This window comes from Arthrobacter sp. BL-252-APC-1A, assembly GCF_009696625.1.
Taxonomy (GTDB): domain Bacteria; phylum Actinomycetota; class Actinomycetes; order Actinomycetales; family Micrococcaceae; genus Arthrobacter_B.
In genome coordinates, this window is the sequence record NZ_VULS01000010.1 from 21,885 (window position 1) to 41,732 (window position 19,848).

At 65.4% G+C, this 19,848-nt stretch carries 24 protein-coding genes and 1 tRNA gene; 7 read left to right on the forward strand and 18 right to left on the reverse strand.

Translation table 11 applies throughout. The features are described from left to right. The first annotated feature begins 134 nt into the window (after positions 1–134). Positions 135–938, forward strand: coding sequence for a class I SAM-dependent methyltransferase (locus tag FYJ28_RS14245; RefSeq protein WP_326831742.1), 804 nt, complete (start codon positions 135–137; stop codon positions 936–938). Positions 939–944: 6 nt separating this feature from the next. On the opposite strand, the gene FYJ28_RS14250 is transcribed toward FYJ28_RS14245, so the two are convergent. From FYJ28_RS14250 to FYJ28_RS14260, 3 genes are all read right to left on the reverse strand, one after another. Further along, positions 945–1,268 carry a DUF2516 family protein gene (locus FYJ28_RS14250; protein ID WP_055240748.1) on the reverse strand — a complete coding sequence of 108 codons (324 nt, stop codon included), beginning with the start codon at positions 1,266–1,268 and terminating at the stop codon, positions 945–947. A 9-nt stretch (positions 1,269–1,277) separates the two neighbouring features. Continuing rightward, positions 1,278–2,432 carry a trans-sulfuration enzyme family protein gene (locus tag FYJ28_RS14255; protein WP_154579764.1) on the reverse strand — a complete coding sequence of 385 codons (1,155 nt, stop codon included), beginning with the start codon at positions 2,430–2,432 and terminating at the stop codon, positions 1,278–1,280. A gap of 83 nt (positions 2,433–2,515) precedes the next feature. Then, positions 2,516–2,680, reverse strand: a complete 165-nt coding sequence (locus FYJ28_RS14260) for a hypothetical protein (RefSeq protein ID WP_154579765.1) — start codon at positions 2,678–2,680, stop codon at positions 2,516–2,518. Positions 2,681–2,730: 50 nt separating this feature from the next. On the opposite strand from FYJ28_RS14260, the gene tmk reads away from it, so the two are divergent. The 6 genes from tmk (at position 2,731) to FYJ28_RS14290 (ending at position 7,230) form a co-directional block, all read left to right on the forward strand. After that, positions 2,731–3,366, forward strand: a complete 636-nt coding sequence (gene tmk / locus FYJ28_RS14265) for a dTMP kinase (RefSeq protein ID WP_055242108.1) — start codon at positions 2,731–2,733, stop codon at positions 3,364–3,366. Beyond that, on the forward strand, positions 3,363–4,505 hold the full coding sequence (locus FYJ28_RS14270) for a DNA polymerase III subunit delta' (protein WP_055240746.1): 1,143 nt from the start codon (positions 3,363–3,365) through the stop codon (positions 4,503–4,505). Before tmk ends, FYJ28_RS14270 begins: the two co-directional genes overlap by 4 nt. A gap of 47 nt (positions 4,506–4,552) precedes the next feature. Next, the gene (locus FYJ28_RS14275) at positions 4,553–6,124 is read left to right on the forward strand and encodes an alpha/beta hydrolase (protein WP_154579840.1); all 1,572 of its coding nucleotides are present in this window, start codon (positions 4,553–4,555) and stop codon (positions 6,122–6,124) included. 131 nt (positions 6,125–6,255) lie between these two features. Beyond that, positions 6,256–6,331: transfer RNA gene (locus tag FYJ28_RS14280), tRNA-Thr, on the forward strand. Between the two features lie 116 nt (positions 6,332–6,447). After that, a complete protein-coding gene (locus FYJ28_RS14285; RefSeq protein ID WP_154579766.1) occupies positions 6,448–6,612 on the forward strand; it encodes a hypothetical protein in 165 nt (54 codons plus the stop codon). 270 nt (positions 6,613–6,882) lie between these two features. Next, positions 6,883–7,230: a hypothetical protein gene (locus tag FYJ28_RS14290; protein WP_055240743.1), complete on the forward strand. Its 348-nt coding sequence runs from the start codon at positions 6,883–6,885 to the stop codon at positions 7,228–7,230. Between the two features lie 223 nt (positions 7,231–7,453). Here FYJ28_RS14290 and FYJ28_RS14295 read toward each other — a convergent pair whose 3' ends face one another. The 15 genes from FYJ28_RS14295 to FYJ28_RS14365 form a co-directional block, all read right to left on the reverse strand. Beyond that, positions 7,454–7,699: a carbon storage regulator gene (locus FYJ28_RS14295; protein ID WP_055240742.1), complete on the reverse strand. Its 246-nt coding sequence runs from the start codon at positions 7,697–7,699 to the stop codon at positions 7,454–7,456. A 64-nt stretch (positions 7,700–7,763) separates the two neighbouring features. Next, positions 7,764–8,732: a hypothetical protein gene (locus FYJ28_RS14300; protein WP_154579767.1), complete on the reverse strand. Its 969-nt coding sequence runs from the start codon at positions 8,730–8,732 to the stop codon at positions 7,764–7,766. Continuing rightward, positions 8,707–10,758, reverse strand: a complete 2,052-nt coding sequence (locus tag FYJ28_RS14305; protein WP_326831743.1) for a flagellar biosynthesis protein FlhA — start codon at positions 10,756–10,758, stop codon at positions 8,707–8,709. The genes FYJ28_RS14300 and FYJ28_RS14305 overlap by 26 nt, the downstream gene beginning before the upstream one ends. Beyond that, the gene (locus FYJ28_RS14310; protein ID WP_154579768.1) at positions 10,755–11,882 is read right to left on the reverse strand and encodes an EscU/YscU/HrcU family type III secretion system export apparatus switch protein; all 1,128 of its coding nucleotides are present in this window, start codon (positions 11,880–11,882) and stop codon (positions 10,755–10,757) included. The genes FYJ28_RS14305 and FYJ28_RS14310 overlap by 4 nt, the downstream gene beginning before the upstream one ends. Further along, positions 11,883–12,641, reverse strand: a complete 759-nt coding sequence (locus tag FYJ28_RS14315) for a flagellar biosynthetic protein FliR (RefSeq protein ID WP_055240738.1) — start codon at positions 12,639–12,641, stop codon at positions 11,883–11,885. Position 12,642: 1 nt separating this feature from the next. Next, a complete protein-coding gene (gene fliQ / locus FYJ28_RS14320; protein WP_055240737.1) occupies positions 12,643–12,918 on the reverse strand; it encodes a flagellar biosynthesis protein FliQ in 276 nt (91 codons plus the stop codon). Beyond that, a complete protein-coding gene (gene fliP / locus FYJ28_RS14325) occupies positions 12,918–13,811 on the reverse strand; it encodes a flagellar type III secretion system pore protein FliP (protein ID WP_154579769.1) in 894 nt (297 codons plus the stop codon). The genes fliQ and fliP overlap by 1 nt, the downstream gene beginning before the upstream one ends. Continuing rightward, positions 13,811–14,269: a FliO/MopB family protein gene (locus tag FYJ28_RS14330; RefSeq protein ID WP_055240736.1), complete on the reverse strand. Its 459-nt coding sequence runs from the start codon at positions 14,267–14,269 to the stop codon at positions 13,811–13,813. Before FYJ28_RS14330 ends, fliP begins: the two co-directional genes overlap by 1 nt. Next, positions 14,270–14,968, reverse strand: coding sequence for a flagellar motor switch protein FliN (fliN, locus tag FYJ28_RS14335; protein WP_055240735.1), 699 nt, complete (start codon positions 14,966–14,968; stop codon positions 14,270–14,272). Continuing rightward, the gene (locus FYJ28_RS14340; RefSeq protein WP_055240734.1) at positions 14,968–15,843 is read right to left on the reverse strand and encodes a flagellar motor switch protein FliM; all 876 of its coding nucleotides are present in this window, start codon (positions 15,841–15,843) and stop codon (positions 14,968–14,970) included. The genes fliN and FYJ28_RS14340 overlap by 1 nt, the downstream gene beginning before the upstream one ends. 62 nt (positions 15,844–15,905) lie before the next feature. Beyond that, positions 15,906–16,790, reverse strand: coding sequence for an OmpA/MotB family protein (locus tag FYJ28_RS14345; protein ID WP_154579770.1), 885 nt, complete (start codon positions 16,788–16,790; stop codon positions 15,906–15,908). After that, positions 16,787–17,572: a motility protein A gene (locus tag FYJ28_RS14350; RefSeq protein ID WP_055240733.1), complete on the reverse strand. Its 786-nt coding sequence runs from the start codon at positions 17,570–17,572 to the stop codon at positions 16,787–16,789. The genes FYJ28_RS14345 and FYJ28_RS14350 overlap by 4 nt, the downstream gene beginning before the upstream one ends. Then, positions 17,572–17,889: a flagellar FlbD family protein gene (locus tag FYJ28_RS14355; protein WP_055240732.1), complete on the reverse strand. Its 318-nt coding sequence runs from the start codon at positions 17,887–17,889 to the stop codon at positions 17,572–17,574. Before FYJ28_RS14355 ends, FYJ28_RS14350 begins: the two co-directional genes overlap by 1 nt. A gap of 183 nt (positions 17,890–18,072) precedes the next feature. Then, positions 18,073–19,266, reverse strand: a complete 1,194-nt coding sequence (locus FYJ28_RS14360) for a flagellar hook protein FlgE (protein ID WP_154579771.1) — start codon at positions 19,264–19,266, stop codon at positions 18,073–18,075. A gap of 80 nt (positions 19,267–19,346) precedes the next feature. Next, positions 19,347–19,835, reverse strand: a complete 489-nt coding sequence (locus FYJ28_RS14365; RefSeq protein ID WP_082413479.1) for a flagellar hook assembly protein FlgD — start codon at positions 19,833–19,835, stop codon at positions 19,347–19,349. Positions 19,836–19,848 lie beyond the last annotated feature (13 nt).

Sequence of the window (19,848 nt, forward strand, 5' to 3'; positions counted from 1 at the left end):
TCGTAGCGGCACAGTGACGGCGCTGGCAGGGCGGTCCGTAACCAACGTGCCTTGTTGGAGTGCATTGGGGTACGGGGTTCCGCGGCGGCGCCGTCCGGTCATGAGCATCCACCGCCGGCCGGTAACATTGTTTGGTGAAAATCCCTTCAAAACCCGTGGGAAATGTGACCCGGGGCACTACAAACCCGAATCGACTGCGAAGGGTGGACCGCTGGCTCTCCGGTCCTGAAGGGTGGCGGCTGCGCCGTGCGGCGGACCCCCTGGTCATCGATCTGGGCTACGGCGCCGCACCGGTAACAGCCGTGGAACTGCATTCGCGGATCAGCGGAGTGCGGGCAGACGTCAGCGTGGTCGGGATTGAGATCGATCCGGAGCGCGTCCGTGCCGCCAAACCGCTTGAGCGGGACGGACTTCGGTTCGTCCAGGGCGGGTTCGAGCTGCCGCTGAACGGACGCCGGCCGGTAATGGTCCGGGCATTCAACGTGCTGCGGCAGTACAGCGAGGATGAGTATTCCGCACACTGGGATATGGTGTGCAGCCGGCTGGCTGACGGCGGCATCTTCATTGACGGAACCTGCGACGAGATTGGGCGCCGTTCAACCTGGGTTGTCCTGGAGCAGGCAGGCCCGGTGTCGCTGAGCATCTCGCTGCGGTTCGGAGCCTTCAGCCTGCCCTCCGATGTAGCGGAACGGCTGCCCAAAGCCCTGATCCACCGGAACGTACCGGGCGAGAAGGTGCATGCCTTCCTGCAGGCCATGGACAAGGCCTGGACTGAGGCTGCCCCCATGGCGTCCTACGGGAACCGGCAGCGCTGGATTGCCATGTGCCGTTCGCTGCGGGCGGCAGGCTGGCCGCTGCTTACCGGGCCGAGCCGGTGGAGGCTGGGGGAAATAACCGTGGCGTGGGACGCCGTAGCGCCCGCTGCGGACCAGGTCTGAGGACCGCTACCAGGAGCCGTAGGCTCCGCCGCGGCCCTTGGACTCGTTGAGGGCCGGCCGGACATCCGCGAGGTAGACGGATGCGGCCACCACGGCGGCCAGCTCAAAGAGCAGCAGCGCCAGCGGACCGAACAGCAGAACGGACAGCAGTCCGACTGCGGCGGCACCGCCGGTCAGGCCCATCCAGAAGCCCTTGGTGCGCTTGTAGGCGCGCTCAAAATCGGCAGGCTTGCGCCGGGCGCAGTCGGCGAACGCCCACAGCTCGATGACGAGCGCAACGATGCCCAGGACCAGGTAGATGAGGTTCTGCAGTATAAGAACGAGTGCCACGGGTCCACCCTACCGTGGAAGAGCCTGATCGAGGTCGTTCCAGAGGTCCTCAACGTTTTCGATTCCTACGGACAGCCTGAGCAGGTTCTCCGGAACGGAGACGGGTTCCTCGGGTTGCCGGCGGCGGCGTTCAATCAGCGACTCGACGCCTCCGAGCGACGTGGCCGGAAGCCAGAGTTCCACCTTCTCCGTTACGGCGTCAGCGGCTTCGGCACCGCCGGCAACCTCGATGCAGAGAATCGAGCCGAATCCGTCCATCTGGGCGGCTGCCCGGCTATGGCCGGGGTCCTGGGGCAGCCCGGGATAGCGCACGGCTTCCACACCGGGATGAGTTGCCAGCCTGCCGGCCAGTTCCATGGCCGTTTCCATCGAGCGCTGCACCCGAAGGGCGAGGGTACGCAGGCCCCGCAGCGCCAGCCACACCTCGAACGGGCCGCCCACGGCTCCGTGCAGCGACCGGTAGGTGAGCAGCCGCGAGCGCAGCTCGGGATCGGAGGTTACGGTGGCGCCCAGCACGACGTCGGAATGCCCGGATAGGTACTTCGTCACCGAGTGCACAACGACGTCGGCCCCGAGGTCCAGCGGCCTGGTCACCAGGGGTGTGGAGAACGTGTTGTCCACAACCACCAGGGCACCGGCGGCGTGGGCCGCGTCGGCCAGCACAGCCAGGTCGGCGACCTCAAGCATCGGGTTCGTGGGGCTCTCAAGCCAAAGCATGGCCGCGCCATCGAGGGCGGCGATGACTTCCTCAGTGTTCGCAATGTCCACGGTGCGCACGGTGATACGGCCGTCGCGGGCGTCCCCCGCGGCCAGCAGCAATGATCCCTGGTAACTGTGGCGGGGCATCACCAGCGTGCCGCCCGCGGGGATCAGGGACATTGCCGCAATGACTGCAGCGAGCCCGGAAGAGTAGACCAGGGCGGGAAGTTCGGCGTTTTCAAGGGTTCCGAGGGCTTCTTCGAACGGGTCCCACGTGGGGTTTGAATACCGGCCGTAAATCCGGTCCCCCTCCCGGGTGGCCCGCGTGCCGTGGAACGTGGAGCTGAGGACGATCGGAGGGTTCACGGCGGAATCCGCGGTCCGCTCCGGACGGCCGGCTGCGACGACTGTGGTTTCCGGTGAAAGCTGTGCGGCGGTGTGCCCGTGCCCGGTTGCTGTGCTCATGGGATTTAGCGTAGACCGCACGTCTGCGCCGGTGCTTCAAGGGCACCGGCGCAGACGTCATGTTCCGACACGCGGCTACGCGGCTAGACGAACTGTCCTCCGGGAGTGGGATCCGGATCTGACGGCTGCCGCAGCGCGGTGATGGCCATCGCCAGGCTGAGGACGGCCGCATCAGCTCTCGACGCCTGTTGAACCACACGGCACAGCTCGGCGAGATCCTGCGGCTGCTCGCCGGACAGCGGGGGCACGCCGCCGACAGCTCATTCCCAGCCTGACTGGGTAGGCTAGGCGGGTGAGTATTTCTGAATCCCGTGCCGGTCTTTTCATCGCCTTCGAAGGCGGGGACGGCGCGGGCAAGTCGACACAGGCGTCGCTGCTCACCCAGGCACTGCAGGACGCCGGACGGAGCGTGGTCCGCACCCGCGAACCCGGGGGCACGCCGGTGGGCGAGAAACTGCGCTCGCTGGTCCTGGAACACGGCCACGGCCAGATCGATGCCCGCACTGAAGCCCTCATTTTCGCCGCCTCGCGCGCTGCCCATGTGGACCAGGTGATCCGGCCCGCCCTGGACCGCGGCGACGTCGTAGTCTGTGACCGCTACATCGATTCCTCCGTGGCCTACCAGGGCGCCGGGCGGAATCTGGGTACGGACGCCGTCCGCTCCATCAACGAATGGGCCACCGAAGGCCTGGTTCCGGACCTCACTGTCCTGCTTGACGTGGATCCCGAATCCGGCCGCAGCCGCCGCACGGCCTCCGATGCAGCCGAAGACCGGCTGGAATCGGAACCGGACAGTTTCCACGGCAGTATCCGCCAGGCGTTCCTTGCCCTGGCTGAAGCATCCCCCGGCAGGTACCTGGTCCTGGATGCATCGGCACCCGTGGCGGATCTGGCACAGAAAATCCTGGCGCGGATCGGAGGCCTGCTGCCGTGAGCGTCTGGGATGACCTGCAGGGCCAGGCACCGGTAGTGGAGCAGCTGCGCCGCGCGGCTGCCGAAGAACGCCCGACCCACGCCTGGCTGTTCACCGGTCCGCCCGGTTCCGGCCGTTCCAACGCTGCCCGTGCCTTCGCCGCTGCCCTGTTGTGCGAGGAGCCTGACCCTGCCCTCCGCGGGTGCGGGACGTGCCACTCCTGCCGGACAGCGATGGCCGGTTCCCACGCGGACGTTTCATCCGTGACCACGGAAAAGGTCACCATCAGCATCGAAGAGGCCCGGGAACTGGTGAAGAAGGCCCAGGACAAGCCTTCCACCGGACGCTGGCGTGTGCTGATTGTCGAAGACGCCGACCGTATGCAGGAACGCAGCACAAACGTATTGCTCAAGGCCATCGAAGAACCGCCGCCGCGCACCATCTGGCTGCTGTGTGCCCCCAGCCCCGGGGATGTGCTGGTCACTATCCGGTCCCGCTGCCGCCCGGTGGGGCTGCGCCTTCCGCCGGTTGCCGACGTCGCCGAGCTTCTGGTGCGCCGGGACGGGATTGATCCCCAGGTGGCACAGGACGCTGCCCGTTCGGCGCAGAGCCATGTAGGAGTTGCCAAACGCCTCGCCACCGACGAAGGGGCACGGCAGCGCCGGGAGAAGATCGTCCGGCTCCCGCTTTCCCTGCGCAGTGTTTCGGGCGCCATGAAGGCCGCGGCGGATTTGGTGGCGCTGGCCGAGGCGGAAGCCGCCAGCTCCTTCGAAGCGCGCGACGCCGAGGAGAAGGCCGCGCTGCTGGCCTCCCTGGGCGCCCCTGAATCAGGAACGCTGCCTCCCTCCATGCGCAGCCAGGTCAAACGCCTGGAAGAGGACCAGGTGCGGCGGGCCAAGCGGTCCAAGAATGACTACTTCGACCGCGCCCTCACTGACCTTCTCTCCTTCTACCGCGACGCCCTGGTGCTCGCGATGGACTCCGGCACCGACCTGGTCAATGAATCCCTTCGGCCGGAGCTCGAAGCCTTCGCCGGGCAGACCACTCCCGAAGCGATCCTGGGCCGGATGGAAGAGATCAACGCGGTGCGACGCCGGCTGGTCACCACCAACGTCGCCCCGCTGCTGGCCATCGAGGCCATGGCCGTCAGCCTTTTGTGAAGCACCGCACCACCAAGACCACCACCCCGGATCCAGGAGCCGCCGCAATGACCCATGAACGACGCCCTCCCCGGGGCCTGTCCCGCACGCTGCGCCGTGCAGCGGCGGCCGGCACAGCCGCCGTCGTACTGGCTGGCCTGGTGGCCTGCACCCCCGGCGAGTCGGAGGCACCCCGGGAGGGCACACAGTCCGCTGCCCCCGAAATAGTCGGTGAGGTGCCCGAAGACCTCCAGGACTTTTACTCCCAGGAAGTGGTGTGGGAGTCCTGCGAGGACGATTCATTCCTGTGCGCCACGGTGGAAGTACCGCTTGATTACGAAGATCCCGGCAGGCAAAGCATTGAACTCAGCGTGATTCTGGCCGAAGCCGGGGGCACCCCCGAGGGAACAGTACTGGTAAACCCGGGCGGCCCCGGCGGATCCGGCTACGCCACGGTCCGCGATTCGCTGGAAGGAATCACCACCGCCCGGCTGCGCGGCGAGTTCAACATCATGGGCTTCGATCCCCGCGGGGTCGGCAGGTCCACTCCCGTGGACTGCCTCAGCGACAAGGAGGTGGATGAGGCACGCGCCGAAATGACAGACCCGTCCACTCCCGCCGGACTTGAAGAAGCCCGGGCCAGCGCCGCTGAATACGCCGGTGCCTGCGCCGAAACGTCCGGGGAACTCCTCGGCTTCGTGGACACCGAGAGTGCTGCCAGGGACATGGATATCCTGCGCGCCGTGGCCGGGGACCCCAAGCTGAACTACCTCGGTTTCTCCTACGGCACGTACCTCGGAGCCACCTACGCTGAGCTGTTCCCGGAGAAGGTGGGGCGGCTGGTGCTCGACGGCGCCGTTGACCCCGCTGCGAGCAACGAAGAGATCACCCTTGGACAGGCGCGTGCGTTTGAACAGGCAATCCGGGCCTACGTGGAAGACTGCCAGACTTCCTCCAACTGCCCGCTGGACGGCACCGTGGACGACGGCGTGCAAACCATCCGTGACCTCATCGCCTCAGTGGAGGCCAGCCCCCTCAGTGCTGCCGACGGCCGCCTGGTCACCGCTGCCACCTTCGTCAGCGGATTCATCCTGCCGCTGTATAACGATGCCAACTGGCCCGCCCTGACGCAGGCGCTCGGATCCGCTCTGCGCGGGGACCCGACTACCATGCTGATGCTGGCGGATCTGGGCGCCGAACGGAACCCCGACGGCACCTACGAGTCCAACTCCTATGAGGTTTTCAGCGCAGTGAACTGCCTGGATTACCCGATGGAAAGCGACCCGGAGCAGATGGCTGCTGACGCCGCCGAACTCGAGGCCGCTTCCCCCACCCTGGGACGGTTCCTCGCCTACGGCGGGCTGACCTGCGAAGCGTGGGCCTACGAGCCGGTGAATGAGCCCCGCCCGCTGACAGCTGAGGGCGCGGCGCCGATCCTCGTGATCGGCACCACCGGAGACCCTGCCACACCGTACGAATGGTCGCAGGCGCTGGCCGGCCAGCTGGACTCCGCTGTCCTGGTCACCTGGGAAGCCGAGGGGCACACCGCCTACGGCCGCGGCAACCAGTGCATTGCCGACGCCGTCGAGGACTACTTCATAGACGGCACCGTCCCCGAGGACGGGCTGATTTGTTCCTAGGAAGTACAGCCGCGGTGCGGCACCCGGTGCATGCCCGGGTGCCGCAGCTTTGCCTCGCTTTTGACCCGGCTGCCTGCGCCGTATAAAGTTATTCCTTGTGGATTCTGGCCGTTACCGGTTAGAGGAAGCCCGCCTCCTTAGCTCAGTTGGTAGAGCGTCTCACTCGTAATGAGAAGGTCGCCAGTTCGATTCTGGCAGGAGGCTCCACCGCAAAGCCCCCGGCACCACCACTGGTCCCGGGGGCTTTGCTGCAGCAGAACCAAGAACTTCCGGGAGCCAAAATCACTACCTTTCGCAAAGCGCTCCGGAAGCACTCCCCCGCCATGCAGACGGCCGGCTACGCCCTCCACGTATTCTTCGGCGTCTGCATTTTCGCCTTCGTTGACGATCCCGTGGCACGCATCATTGCCATCATGCCCATCGTCTTCGGGCTAATGGGACTCATTCGTGCACTGCGCTGGTTCCTGCTGCGGCGTCGCCCCCGCTGAATGTTCCTCGGGAATTGGGTCCTGCCCCTTCCGGGAACGGCATAAAAGACGAAAAGAGCGGCAGTTGCCCGAGGGCGGCTGCCGCTCTTTCCATTACCAAAGACAGGCCCGCGAAGCTCAAGATTGGCTCAACTAATTCTTCAGGAAACATTGCGCGTCATGCGGGCCGAACTTGAGCGTTTGTTTTGGAGAGCAGCTATATCGTCATACCCATCAGCAAAACAGCAAGCCGCGCGGGACATCAGGACCGCAAACTTTTGGGGGTAGAACGTGAACGCATGGAACGCCGGTACCGATGTGTTGGTCAAGCGCTACACGGATGCCCAGCGGGACAGCCACGTTGCAGCCCTCTGCGCTGAATGCGGCCGCCGTCTGGTTCCGGACTGGGCCGATGACAAGCGTCCCTCGGACAAGACCGGTTACTGGGTAATCCGCGGCTACCGCTACCCCGGAGTGCGCTGCTCCACTCACGAGCGCCGGGTCCTTCAGGACTACTACGGCACCCGCTCCGACAAAGGCCAGGTCGTCCGCCAGGTCGCCGGCTCCCGCACGCGGATGTCCGCACCCGCCCGCCGCACCATTCGTCTCTTCGGCACCAAGGTACGGTCCGGAAGCTAGAACTTTCCCCAAGAAAGAAACCGCAGTATCCCCAAGTAATTACTGCACCCAATCGAGCCGCACAGTTGCATGTGTCCGCTCTGACCGCCCGTCCGCGGAAAGAGCCTGGCTCGCCGCCCCGGCTGCCACCCCAATGGTTGCCGGGCTCGGCTTTTAACGGACGGCAGCCACCGGCTGGAGTTACGGATGGGCGGGACACGTTGTCCCGGAGGAAGAAGGCTTGCTAGTCGGCCTGCGGCCGGCGCAGTTCCAGGAGCGCTTTGATTCGCTCTTCGCCGTCGGGGGAAGGCGTGGCTGCCGCAACGTTGGCTTCTTCGACAGCGCGGACAACTTCATTGCGCTGGATTTTCATTCCGCGGGGTGCATCAATGCCAATTCGGACACCGTCGCCCCGCGAATCGAGCACGGTAATGACAATGTCATCACCGATCAGGATCTGCTCTCCTGATTTCCGCGTTAGCACGAGCATTTAGTCACTCTATCGCAAGCATGCACGGCATTATCGATGCGGCACAGATACTGCACCCGGGATGTCACAGGATTGGCGCGGGCGCAGCGGCGCCGTCGAGCCAGCCAACAGGCAGGCCCAGCGTATTTACCGTCTGCGGCGTCGAAGTACCTTCCAGCCCTTCGACAGCGACTGCGTGGACGAGAGCCGCCGCCCGGACCGCACCTACCCAGGCCGCGGTGTCCTCAGTCTTGCGCCCGGCGTCAACTGCGACCCACAGCTGGTCTGGAGACAACGCCGAGATCAGGGTGGTGTGGCGTGCGATTTCGCTGACGCCGCGGCCGATGCCGTACGCAAGGAAAATGGGGTGGCCGGCCAGCACCCCGGCCGCGCGGGCAGTGGCCACGGAGCGGCGGTCACCGGCCCGCCCCACACCGCCGCCGCCCACTGCACCGGCCGCGCGAAGCGCCTGGGCACTGAATCCGGCAGCCGCGGCCATGGACTCGCAGACCAGCATGGGGTCCTGCCCCAGCCCTACTACGATCACCAGGTCGCCCGCACCCGCCAGGGGCGAAGGGACCTCCTGCCGCTGGACGGCGTCCCCGGGACCGGGGGAGGAAATTTGCGGGAACTCCACCGGTTCAAGAATCCGGGCCGGTTCAGGTGCGCGGGCAGGTTCAGGTGCGCGGGCAGGCGCGCCGGTGTTCTGTGACAGGTCGGCGATGAGGTCCGCGAAGGCGCTGGTGGCGGTGGAAACGTCCGGCAACGGCGGCGTCCTGGGACTGAGTTTGCTTTCGGCCTCTTCCGCGCTGGCCAGCAGCGCCCCGATGCCGGCCCGGCTGGGCAGGTCCGCCTCCACAGGTGCAGCGCGGCGGCCGCGGGGCGGCAGCTCTACCGTCACCTCGTAGTGGTGGCGGGCGAGGAACCCTCCGATACCTCCGACGGTGACCTTCTCTGCCCCGATGATCCGCGCCCGGGGTCCGTGTTCTGCGAGGACCTTGGCTTTCAGGGCGTCAATGGACGGACCCTCAAGCTGAAATCGTCTCGGTTCCACGGAGCACTCCTACTGTCTCAATGTTCACGTTTGCAGCGGTGGCCTCCTGGTAGGAGAGCACGGGCAGCCCGTTGGTCTGCGCTGCCACGAGGCGCCGGATGGCCGGCCGGAGCGCGGGTGCGCAGACGAGCACCGCCGTGTGGCCCGCGTTCTCCACTGTGGCCACAGTGGACTTAAGTGATCCTATGATGCTTTCGATCCGGGTCGGGTCAAGCAGGATCTGGGTGCCTTGGTCTGAGGGACGCAGGTTCTCGAGCATGGACTGCTCCAGCGAGGGATCGATCATGATCACCCTCAGCACTCCGGAGTTGACGTACTGGGCGGCCAGCGCCGGCCCAAGGGCCTGCCTGGCGGCTTCAACGAGCCCTTCCGGGTCCGGCGAGGCCTTCGCCTTGAGCAGCAGGGATTCGTAGATCCGGGGAAGGTCATTAATTGGAATCTGCTCCGCCAGCAGGCCCTGGAGAACCCGCTGGACCTCAGCCAGCGAGAGCACACCGGGGATGAGTTCATCCACGGCGGAGGGGCTGACCTGTTTGACGCCTTCGGTCAGCACCCGCACGTCCTCACGGGTGAGCAGCCGTGCGGCGTTGGCCGTGATGATTGCCGAAAGGTGGGTGACGAGCACCGAGACGCGGTCGATCACGGTGGCGCCGGCCATTTCCGCGGCATGCCGCATTTCGGTGGGCACCCACTTGCCGGCGAGTCCGAAGACCGGTTCGACGGTCGCGGTGCCGGGCAGGCCGTCCAGGAAGTCGCCCAGTGCCAGGACTTTCCCCGCGGGGGCTTCGCCGCGGCCGGCTTCCACCCCGGCAATACGGATCACGTAGGTGGAGGCCGGAAGGTCAACACTGTCCCGGGTCCGCACCGGGGGTACGACGATGCCCAGTTCCAGTGCGATCTTCCGCCGCAGGGCCCGGACCCGGGCCAGGAGATCGTCCGACCCGCCGGTGACAATGTCCACGAGGTCCGGGGAGAGCATCACCTCCAGTGCGTGCACGCGCATCTGTTCGATCAGGTCTTCCGTGGTGTCTGCCGCCGGGGCCGCGGTGAGCAGGGCAACGGGGTCCGCAGCAGCGGCCTCCTCGGCGGCCTGGCGTGCCTTGACGCGCTGGCTGGCGAAGATCAGCAGTGCGCCGATCACGATGAACGGGATCTTCGGCATACCCGGGATCAGTGCCATGACAATCGCTGCTGCGCCGGCGATCATCAGCGCGTTGCGGGACTGGCTCAGCTCGGCGGAAGCAGTGGATGCCATGTCCGATTCGGCATTGGACCGGGTAACGATCATGCCCGTGGAGACTGCCATCAGCAGAGCAGGAATCTGCGTGACCAGACCGTCGCCGATGGTCAGCAGGGTGTAGGTGTTGATCGCTTCCCCGGCGGACATCCCGCGCTGCAGCATGCCGATCGCGATGCCGCCGATGACGTTGATGATGATGATGATCAGGCCGGCGATCGCGTCGCCCTTGACGAACTTTGAGGCGCCGTCCATGGCCCCGTAGAAGTCTGCTTCAGCGGAGACCTCGGCGCGGCGTTCACGGGCCTGGATGTCCGTGATCAGTCCGGCGTTCAGATCCGCGTCAATGGCCATCTGCTTACCCGGCATGGCATCCAGGGTGAACCGTGCCCCGACTTCGGCGACGCGTTCTGCACCCTTGGTGACAACCACGAACTGGATGACAACCAGGATCAGGAAGATTACGGCACCGATGATCAGGGAGCCGCCCACTGCAACGTGTCCAAAGGCCTCGATGACCTGGCCTGCATACCCTTCGCCGAGCACCAGGCGGGTGGACGCGACGTTCAGGCCAAGCCGGAACAGGGTCGCTACCAGCAGCATGGACGGGAAGACGGAGAAGTCCAGGGGCTTCTTCACGAACATGGTGGTCAGCAGGATCACCAGCGCGAGCAGGATGTTGATGATGATCAGCACGTCCAGCATGCCCGCGGGGATGGGGACCACCAGCAGCAGGATAATGCCGATCACGCCCACGGGAATGGTGAGCTTCAGGAGGTTGCGGTTCACAGCGGGGCCTTACGGTGTTGTGGGGCGGGGACAGTGGAAGCGGGGTCGGGTGCCATGGTGTGCACCCCGGCGGCGGCGCCGCGGTTCTTCAGGGCCATGACGAAGGCCAGGACCCGGGCGACTGCGTTGTACAGCTCGACCGGTATTTCCTGGCCCAGCTCGCAGGCCGAATGCAGGGCCCGCGCCAGGGGGATGTCGCGGACCATGGGCACGCCCTTGGTCTCGGCTTCTTCACGGATGCGCGCGGCGATCGTGCCGGCACCTTTCGCCGTGACACGCGGTGCGGACTTTCCGGGTTCGTACTTCAGCGCCACGGCCACGTGGGTCGGGTTGAGGAGCACGACGTCGGCGTCCGCTACCGCAGCCATCATGCGGTTTCGGCTCATCGCCAGCTGGCGGGAACGGCGCTGTGACTTGATCAGCGGATCGCCGTCGGTGTTCTTGTTCTCATCCTTGACCTCATTTTTGGTCATCCGGGTCCTTTTACGGTTCCGGCGCATCACCATCAGGATGTCCGCGCCGGCCAGGGCCAGTCCCGCAGCGACGGCGAACTGAAGCAGCGTGGCTACTCCCCCGCCCGCCTCGGCGATCAGCGCGCTGATGGACATGCCGCCGGCCGTCATCAGCACCGGCATCAGGTTCTGGATGACTGCGTACAGAACGAGCCCGACGACGGCAGTCTTCAGCAGGGCCTTCACGCCGTTCCAGATGGCCTGCCCGCCGAAGACCCGTTTCATGCCCTTGACCACGTCAAACTGTTCGTACTTGCCCTTGAACTTCTTGAAGTGGATGCCGCCCTGCAGTGCTGCAGTGGCCAGCACGGCAACCACCACCACCGAGAGCATGGGCCCAAGGACGTAGGTCAGGCCGCCCAGTCCGTCCTGGAACATCCGCAGTGCGGCCTGCGGGCTGGGGTCAGCCATCAGCGAGTCGACCCGCATGAGGCTTTCAGCGCCTTTGTCTGCACCGCGGCCAATGGTCGTCGGCATCATGGCTGCCGCCGCACCCACGCCTACCCAGGCGGTGAGGTCATCGGAGCGGGAAAGCTGGCCCTTTTCCCGGACTTCCTTCATCCGTTTTGGGGTGGCGGCTTCTGACCGCTCTCCGGAGTCCTGTTCCGGCATTTATCCCACCCCCGCCAGCGTGCGCACAATCTGGTCCACAAGCACCGAAACCACGCGGGGCAGGGCAACGAACACCACGGATACCAGGGTCAGGGTCAGCAAGATCTTCAGCGGGAAGCCCAGGGCAAAGGCGTTCAACGCCGGCGCAACACGGGTCAGCAGGCCAAGCCCTGCATCCGCCAGGAAGAGCACCACCAGCAGCGGTCCGGCGATCTGCACTGCGGCGATGAACATCTGGGTCACTGCGGTGATCATCGCCTGCGCCGGGTCGGAGAGGTCTATTCCGCCGGCCAGCGGCAGGGCTGAGAAGCTGCGGGCCAGTCCGGAGATGATCATCTGGTAGCCGTCAGAGGCGAAGAGCAGGGCCAGCGCCGTGATCTGGAACAGGCGGGTGAACTGGGCACCGTTGACCATTGACTGCGGGTCGAATCCCTGGGCCAGGGAAAAGCCGCCAAAGAGGTCGATCAGCTGACCGGCCGACTGCACTGCCGAAAACACGATGAGGACCAGGAAGCCCAGCACTGCACCAACAACGAATTCAAGGACAAGCCCGGTGATAAAAGCCGCCGTCCCGAGGTTCGAGTAGCCCTCGGAGACCTGCGGGGCCACGGCCAGCGCCAGCCCGATGGCGAGCATCGCCTTTACCCTGCCCGGAAAAGCGTTGTAGGAGAACGGCGGGGCGATGACCAGGAACGCAACCATCCGCACACCGGCCAGCATTACCGCTTCCAGCCAGGCCTGGTCGATGGTGATGGACATGTCATCCTCCGCCGAGCAGCGACGGGATCTTCTCGAACAGCTGCTGCGTGAAGGTGATCATTTCCGTGATCATCCAGTGGCCGCAGACCAGCAGTGCGATGCACACCGCGATCGCCTTCGGCACGAAGGAGAGCGTGATTTCCTGGATCTGCGTGATGGACTGCAGCAGGGAGATCGAGAAACCGACCACCAGGGCGGTCAGCAGCACCGGTGCGGCCAGCTTCGCCGCTACCCAGAGTCCCTGGAGGCCAATGTCCAGGACAGCACTGGTATCCATCAGCCACCGCCCTGGTAGCTGTTCACCAGCGACGTGATGATCAGGCCCCAGCCGTCAACGAGCACAAAAAGCAGGATCTTGAACGGCAGGGAGATCATGACCGGCGGGAGCATCATCATGCCCATGGACATCAGCGCTGCGGAAACCACCAGGTCGATGACCAGGAACGGGATGAAGATAACGAAACCGATAATGAACGCTGCCCGCAGCTCCGAGATCATGAATGCCGGAATCAGTGTCAGCAGCGGCACGGTCTCCGGGCTCTCCGGGTTTGGCTGGCCCGCAGCACGGGTCATCAGCGCAATGTCCTCTTCCCGTGTGTGGGCCAGCATGAACTGCTGCAGCGGCCCGGAACCGGCCCCGAGCGCGTCATTGAAGGTGAACTCGCCGTTGAGGTAGGGCTGGACTGCCAGGTTGTTAATCTCCGTGAGCACCGGCGACATGATGAACAGGGAAAGGAACAGTGCCAGCCCGGCCAGCACCTGGTTCGGCGGAATGGAGGGCAGGGACAGCGCATTGCGGGTCATGGCCAGTACCACGAAGATCTTCGTGAAGGAGGTCATCATCAGCAGCAGGGCCGGAGCGACCGAAAGCAGTGTGATGCCGATGAGGGTGACAACGGCAGTGGACGGGGTCCCGTCAACGCCGTTGATGTCTACCGAGAATCCACCGGTCTCCTCCGGATCCCCGGGCTGTGTCGGAGCAGCGGGATCAGCCGGCGCTACCGGATCGAAAGTCGTGGCGTGTCCGGCGGCAGCGCCGGCGAGAAGCAGCACCAGCGTGGCTGCAAGCACGAACAGTGCCGTGAGCAGGTAACGGCGGGGACCGCCGGACGCCTTAGTGGCTGCAGAGCCGCAAAAGAGCTCGGTGATAGAGGGAACTGTCGCGGGCATTACTCGGTCCGTCCGCGGCGGAGGAAGGCTGCGCCCTGCCGCCAGGTATCAGGAGAGAGAATCGAACCGTTCAGCATGGAGGCTGCGCCCTCCGGGGCGGCGCGCCGCGTATCGCGGCGGCGCGGCAGCCCGCCGTCGTCCGTTCCCGGAACAGGCACGCCGGAGGCGTCCTGGAGCGAGGCGGCAAACCCGGCGTCGGGCGCAGGCGGAGCCTCGGAGGTGTGGAGAACGTTCACGTTGGCCTCGGTGACACCGAGGAGGAAGCGCTGGCCGCCGGTTTCCAGAACCACGACTGAAGCCTTGGGACTGATGGCCTGCCGGCTCAGCACCCGGACGGGCGCTTCGACACCGGAGGAGGCACGTCCCCGGACCAGCCGGCGCTGGAGCCACCACAGGAGCCCCAGGACCACACCGAGCGATACCAGGACCCGCAGCGCCATGACTGCGGAATCATCCATTTAGCCCAGGCCCTCAGCTACATCCAGGATCTTGGTGATGCGGACGGCGTAGTCCTGGTCGACGACGACGATCTCGCCGTTGGCGATCAGCCGGCCGTTGAGCAGGATGTCTGCCGGAGCGCCGGCGGAACGGTCAAGTTCCACTACGCGGCCCGGTTCGAGGTTCAGGACGTCACGCACCGCCATGCGGGTGCGGCCGATTTCGACGGTCAGCGCCATTTCGACGTTGTTGATACGGCCAAGCTTGCCGACCACGGACTGGGCGGCCGTGCTGCCGTTTTCACCGGAGCGCACGCGCACCGCGAACCAGCCGGCGGTGCCTTCGGGCCCGCGCAGCTCAAATACGGAGGCGTCCATGTGGCTGAACAGGGCAGAGGCGTCCTCCGTCCGGGCGTCACCGAGCACACCGGCGCCCAAAGTGGCGCTGGCTGCTTCCAGTGCAGGGCGCAGCACGTCGGCTGCGGAAACCACGGGGGAATCGGTTCCGGCGACGTCAGAGACGCTGCCCGCTGCGGACAGCAGTACAACGGCCAGGTCAGCGGAGACAGATCCGACGAAGGAGGCAGTGACGGCCTGCGTCATCGCTTCCAGCGGAAGACCCAGCGAAGAGTGCGGGGCGGGCTGGAGCGGAGCCGGGGTGGGCAGCAGGCCAACCAGGGCTGCTGCGGCTTCGGCGTGCTGGGCCAGGGTGGTGCTCATTAGATGTTCTCCTCGGTGCTTACGATCACTCCGGCCAGACGGGAGCCGCTGGCCCCCACCGCGGCTTGGGCCAGCGTCTGGCCGTCGACTGTGACATTCAGGGGTCGGTGCTGCGGATGTTCAAGGCTTAGGACGTCCCCCACGGAGAGCTCCAGCACCTTGCTGGGCTTCACCATTACGGGGTTCAGCTGCAGGGAGACGTCCACCGGCAGGTTGGCCAGCTGCTCGGTAATGAGTTCGGCCGGGGTCGCGTCCGAAAGGTTCGGACGGACAGGACCCAGCTGGGGCAGGATCGCTTCGGCGGGCAGGGCGACGGTGGCGGGAGCGACGGCGTCGCCCACCACCATCTCGAAACGGGCCACGATCATCGGCACTGTGGAGCCTGCTGCCTGGGCAAACTGCGAGTTGTACTGGATCGAAGACGGGGAGAGCGGAGCGGCCAGGAGGCTGCCGAGCGCGTAGTGGAGGTCTTCCAGTGCCTCGTCCATGATCCGGCCCAGGAGCGCCTGCTCAATGTGGGTCAGCTTCCGCTCCGGGGCGGGCTGGTTGCCGCTGCCGCCGAGCATGTGCCGGACCCAGGACAGCGCTGCAGCCATCGGGAACTGGATGACGGCCTTCGCGGAGATGTTCGGCATTGAAAAAAGAACCATGCCGGTGTTCTCGGGAAGTGTCGCAACGTACTCGTCGTACGTCATGGTCTGTACCTGCTCGGAGGTGACCTGGGACAGGACCCTCACCTTGGCTGTCAGCTGGGTGCCCCACTGGCGTCCGAAGGTATCGAAAGCCAGCTCCAGGACCCGGGCATGCTCGCGGGCAAGCGTCGTGGGCCGGCGGAAGTCATAGACTTCCACCTGCCGGGGGGATTTGGGGGGCATGCCAAGGGGTACATCTTGCTGGACCGTCACGCAGGGAACTATCGGTTACGGCCACCGCTTGGTTAGTGGTTGGACGCGGGCAAGATTTCCTGCCCGGCATCCTCTCCGGCACCGGGCGCAGAGGGCTCAGCAGGGAACACAATCTCCCCGTTGACGACCCCGGGCATCAGCTGCCGCACTGCCTCGGACTGTCCCGAGAGCACCACGATGTCCACCCGGCGGTTCTGCGCCAGTTCCGCCGCGGTGCCGCCGGCAGTGAGTGGCCGCGATTCTCCGTAGCCAACAGCCTTGATCCGGCTGTAGTCGATTCCGCCGGACTCCATCAGGTACCGGAGCACGTTGACGGAACGTGAAGATGAAAGCTCCCAGTCCAGTGCGGAGTCCGTGAACTGCCGCACCTGGGCGGTGTGGCCTTCCACCGAGAGGTCATAGCTGGTGGGCTGCAGGATGGGGCCAATAACGTTCAGGACGTCCAGCGCCTGCGGCGTGAGGTCGGACAGATCCGGCTCGAAGAACATCTCAGAGCTGACCAGGCGGATGGTCAGGCCGCGTTCATCGATTTCAAAACGGACATCGTCCTGGAGCCCCTTGTCTTCCAGACCGTGCTGCAGTCGGTCCCGCAGCTCGGTCAGGTCCTGGACTTCCATGGCCGCGAGCATGGCCTGGTCTGCGTCCGGGTCCAGGATCTCTTCGTCCTCCACCATGGCAGGGGGAACCACCACGCCCTTGGCGGTATCAACGGTGTTGCTTTCCACCTGGCCGAATCCTGTGGCGAGGGAGGCCTTCAGCTGCTCGAACTTTGCCTGGTCCACCGTGGACATTGCGAAGAGCACAATGAACATACACATCAGTACTGTGACCATGTCCATGTAGGAAGCCATCCAGCGTTCGTCCGGGTGGCTTTCTTCCTCGTCCCGGCTGCGGCGGCGGCGGTTGGGCGTGCTCATGCCGCTTCGCTGGTCTCGCGGGCCGGAGCGTTCAGTTCGTGGGCGGGGACCATGGCACGAAGGCGCTCACCGAGCAGCCGCGGCTGGCTGCCGGCCTGCAGGGCCAGCACGCCTTCCATGAGGAGCGTCATCTGTTCGACTTCAAGGTCGCTGAGCCGCTTGAGGCGGGCGCTGATCGGCAGCCAGATGAAGTTGGCTGACAACAGGCCCCACAGGGTCGCCACGAAGGCGGTGGCAATCATTGGGCCCAGCGTCGCGGGAGTTGAAAGGTTCTCCAGGACGTGGGTAAGGGAGACCACCGTGCCAATGATGCCGATGGTCGGAGCGTAACCGCCCAGGCTGTTGAAGAACTTGACGGCCACCTTGTCGCTGGAAGCCTTGGTGTTGATCTCGTCTTCGAGCAGGATCCGCAGTTCTTCACCGTCTGTTCCGTCGGCGATGTTCTGCAGTGCCACGCGCAGGAACGGGTCGTCCACCTCAGCGGCATCTCGTTCAAGGGACAGCAGGCCCTCGGAGCGGGCCTTTTCAGCCAGCGCCACCACGTTGTCGATGGTTTCCTGGGGCTTGGGCTTTTTGCCCATAAAGGCGCGGGGAAGTGACTTGAAGGAGAAGATGAAGTCCTTCAGCGTGCCGCCGGCCAGTCCCACCGCGAGCGTGGCACCAAAGACCAGGATCATCGGCGCCGGGAGCAGGATGGAGGTAAGGTGCGCGCCTTCGAGGGTGATCATCGCGAAGAGCGCACCGAACGCGAGGACTAAGCCGATGATTGTTGCCGGATCCATTATTTGTTCCTCGGACGAAGGGGCACGGTCTTGGTAATGCTGTCGCTCGCTGCCGGCGTCCCCCCGGCGCCTGCATCCGGCACCAGTCCAAGTCCTGTTCCCGGCCGCAGCGGGACCTGCGGAAGATCGCGGGCCATGGAAATTACCCTGGCCCGGAACTGGGCGATCAGGGCAATCACTTCGTCCAGGGACTCAGTGACGATGTACTTGGCTCCGTCCACCATCACCAAGGTGGTGTCCGGATTGGAGTGGATGCGTTCAATCAGGTCAGGGTTGATGGCAAACTGAGCGTCGTTCAGTCGCGTAAGAACAATCATGTGCCCGTCCCGGTTGCAGCGTCCGGCTTGGCTAAGCCGTCACCCATACTTTCGGCAGACGGCCGGTATCGGTAAGCAAACCGGGGCTCCGGCCCGGGTCCCGTTCCTAGTAGGAGGGCTGCTGGGCAAACGCAGCAGACCCCGCACGCCGGTGCGGGGGTCTGCTGTTGCTGCTGGTGCGGGCTAGCGCTTGAGGTTGGTCAGTTCCTGCAGCACTTCATCCGAGGTGGTGATGATTCGGGCATTGGCCTGGAATCCGCGCTGGGCGACGATCAGGTTGGTGAATTCCTGGGAGAGGTCCACGTTGGACATTTCCAGCGAACCGGCGATGGCGTTGCCCATGCCGGGGTCGCCCGGGCCGCCCAGGACCGGGTTGCCGGAGTTCACGGTGGCGGTGTAGCCGGAGTTGCCGGCCTTTTCCAGGCCTGCCGGGTTGGTGAAGGTGGCGACGGCGATGCGGGCCAGGGACTGCTTGGCACCATTAGTGAAGGAACCAATGATGGTGCCGTCCTTGGAGATGGAGAAGGACTCCAGGGTGCCGGCAGCGCGGCCGTTCTGACCGGTCACCGAAGCGGTGCTGACGCCCGCGTAGCTGGTGAGGCCGGTGAGGTCCACGGCTACGCCGTTCACGTTAAGAGTGGTGGGGTTGCCTGCAGTCTGGATGCCATTGGCGAAAGCGAGGTCGACCGACTGTCCGCCGGCGGAAGCGGTCCAGCCGCCTGCGGTGCGGGTGAAGGTTAGCGGAACAACCGTTGCGACGCCGTTAGCGTCGTAGACGTCCATGTCGCGGACGAATGAACCGGCTGCCCTGGGCGGCACGGCAGCCGGGTCCGCAGGCAGCGTTTCGGAAGGCAGGTTGCCGCCAACCGTGGCCTGCGAGGTGGCGACGGCCGGGGCGATAGCGCCGTCGGGCAGCTGCACGTTGCCCACGGCACCGCCGGTGTTGATCACGCCGTTCACACCGGTCCAGCCCTGGACAATCTTGCCGTCCGTGGTGACCAGGCGGCCGTCAGCGTCGAGGTCGAAGGCACCTGCACGGGTGTACGTGGTCTGGTTGCCCGCCTTGGTCACGAAATAGCCGTCACCGGAGATCATCATGTCCGTGGCGCGGCCGGTCGACTGGGCCGAACCCTGCGTGAAGTTGGTGGTGATGCCGGAGACCAGCACTCCCAGGCCCACCTGCGCCGGATTTCCGCCGCCGTTGTTGGCGCCGGGCGCGGTGGCGCCCTGTGTCAGCTGGGACAGGGTGTCCTGGAACTGGACTGCGGTGGCCTTGTAGCCGGTGGTGTTCACGTTGGCGATGTTGTTGCCGGTGACATCCAGCATGGTCTGGTGCGAACGGAGTCCGGAAATTCCGGAGTACAGGGAGCGGAGCATGGGAAACGCCTTTCAGCTGATGGGTCTGGAAGCTTGTAAAACCTGAGATACCGGGAGTGCAGGGACCGGCGGCAGCCGGGTTACGCCGTCGTGCCCGGGTTGCCGGAGCCGTCGCCGGATCCGGTGTCCGCACCGTCACCCGGTGCCGGTGCCGGGACGCCTGGAGCCACTACTCCGGAGATGGCGTCAAGGAGGACATCCACACCACTAACGCTCACTGTCGGCACTCCGTAGAGATACGAAACCGAATTCGCGGTACCGGTTACTGATTCCCCGGCTTCGTTGGTGTAGGTGACGGTCTGGCCGATCAGGCCCGCTGCGGCCATGCGCATTTGCAGGGAGAAGTTCTCCTCGCTCATGGTGGCCATGTTGGTGAGCTGTTCCATGGTGGCCAGCTGCGTGGTCTGGCCGATCATTTCGTTGGTGTCCATGGGCGAGCTGGGATCCTGGTTGCGCAGCTGGGTGACCAGCAGGGTCAGGAACAGCTCGCTGTCCATGACCTGCTTGGGTGCGCGGACGGCCTGCGCGTCGGCGGCCCCGCTGGTTGGTGCTATTGCTTCTACCGGCATGGGTGGTTCTCCT